We start from the raw sequence: 1,819 nt of genomic DNA, 5'->3' as shown, positions 1-1,819 counted from the left end.
GGCGAGAAGAGCCGTTGCGATAGGCCGCGCGATGAAGGGCGCGGAAATGTTCATGGCGTCCGCGTGGGCTCGGCCGAGGACGCGCGGCGCGGGCGGCGTGGCGCCGGCTCTTCACTGGTCCGAGGCGTGTTCTCACCCGATATCGTGACGCGCGATCGATCCTGCAGATTGGCAAATCCGCTGGTCACGACACGTTGTCCCACCTCGAGACCGCTGGCGATGACAGCTTGCGCCTCGTCCTGCTGCGGCACCGCAACCTTGGTGAGCTTTACGGTGCTGTCGTCCTGCGCAACGTAGACATAACTCCCGATCGCCCCTTGCTGAACGGCCACGGCTGGAACCACCACGGCATTCTGAAGAGTCTTCAACAGCAGACGGATGTTCACGAACTAGCCTGGCCAAAGCCGGCCCGCCAGATTCTGAAAGGTCGCTTTCATTCTCACCGTACCGGTCGTCTGATCGACCTGATTGTCGATGACATCGAGTACACCCTGATCGAGCGTTTCCGACCCGATGCTCGCGGTCACCTGAATCGCGCGTGCAGATGCCGCGGCTGCAACATCTGAAACTTTGGTTTCGGGCAGCGTGAACAATACGGTGATCGGCTTTAACTGAGTGATGACGACAAGGCCGGCCGTGTCACTGGGATTGACGAGATTGCCCTCGTCGACCTGGCGGATTCCGGTCCGCCCGTCGATGGGCGCGATGATCGTCGTGTAATCGAGATTGGCCTTGGCGTTGTCGATGACCGCCTGATCCTGCCGGACCTGGGCTTCTGCTTGCGCCACCGCGGCGCGTTGCGTATCGGCTTGTTGCTTCGACGCGAAGTCGGAGCGGGCAAGTCCGGTATAACGCTCCAGATCGCGCCTCGCGTTGTCGAGATTGGCCTCGTCCATCGCCTTTTTGGCGACGGCTTGATCGTAGGCCGCTTGGTAGATGACAGGATCGATCTTGGCGAGGCGGTCGCCCTTTTTGACCTCCTGGCCCTCCTTGAAATCGACACTGACCAGACGGCCGCTGACCTGCGCCTGAACGGTGACCGTCTTGAAAGCCCGCACCGTCCCAACGCCGTCGAGATAGACCGGCACGTCTGCGTTCTTGACTGTCTCGACCAGGACAGGAACGATCATGTTTCGTCTGCCGGCGCTGCCCGGACCCGCGCCGCTGCCGCGTCCGGACGCCGTTTGAGCCGAGGTCCCAGGCCATTGGACGATGCCCCGCCAATAAAGACCGGCAGCGGCGAGGATCGCGATCAGGAGGACGAGAAAGACGGTCTTGCCTCTCATGGCACCCGAGCCACGTCGACGGTCGGCGCCCGTTCCCATCCACCGCCGAGCGCCCGGTAGAGATCCACCACGGCCTGCAGCCGCGAAAGACGGACTCTGACGAGATTGTTCTGCGCGGAAAACAAGGTTTGCTCCGAGTCGAGGAGGGTGGTGCGGTCGATGATACCCGCTCGCAACTGTTCCAACGAGATATCATAGGCTCGCTGCGACGATTCAACAGCTTTGCGTTGCAAGACTTCCTGCTCAGCGGTCTTGTGATAGGCCACGAGCGCGCTTTCAACCTCCTGGAAAGCCACGAGAACGGCCTTCTGGTAATTGGACAGAAGTTCGCGGAAGCGCGCCTGATCGACCTCCACCTGTCCTTGCAGGTAGTACGCATCGAGGATCGGCTGCGTGATCCCGGCCGCCATCTGATAAATTTGGCTTGCCGGATCGAGCAGCGTACGGAATGCGGTCGTTTGGAAACCACCCTCGCCGGTGAGTTGTATCGAGGGCAGAAGTCTTGCCTTTGCAGCCTGAACGTTGAAGCGGGA

The 1,819-nt window shown here is 61.2% G+C and carries 3 protein-coding genes; all 3 read right to left on the bottom strand.

Annotated elements, in window-relative coordinates; genetic code table 11:
* Positions 1-50: 50 nt before the first annotated feature.
* On the bottom strand, positions 51-386 hold the full coding sequence (locus AC1DT3_RS19835) for a permuted SH3 domain-containing protein (RefSeq protein ID WP_477466931.1): 336 nt from the start codon (positions 384-386) through the stop codon (positions 51-53).
* Between the two features lie 3 nt (positions 387-389).
* Complete coding sequence (locus AC1DT3_RS19830) at positions 390-1,286, bottom strand: efflux RND transporter periplasmic adaptor subunit (RefSeq protein ID WP_477466930.1); 897 nt, start codon at positions 1,284-1,286, stop codon at positions 390-392.
* Positions 1,283-1,819: TolC family protein (locus tag AC1DT3_RS19825; RefSeq protein ID WP_477466929.1), on the bottom strand; the 537-nt coding region annotated here is incomplete at its 5' end. The genes AC1DT3_RS19830 and AC1DT3_RS19825, both read right to left, overlap by 4 nt.

This window comes from Microvirga sp. P4_G7 (assembly GCF_056401005.1).
Note: the sequence above shows the minus strand (reverse complement) of the source record. Positions and strands in the feature narration are given on the sequence as shown.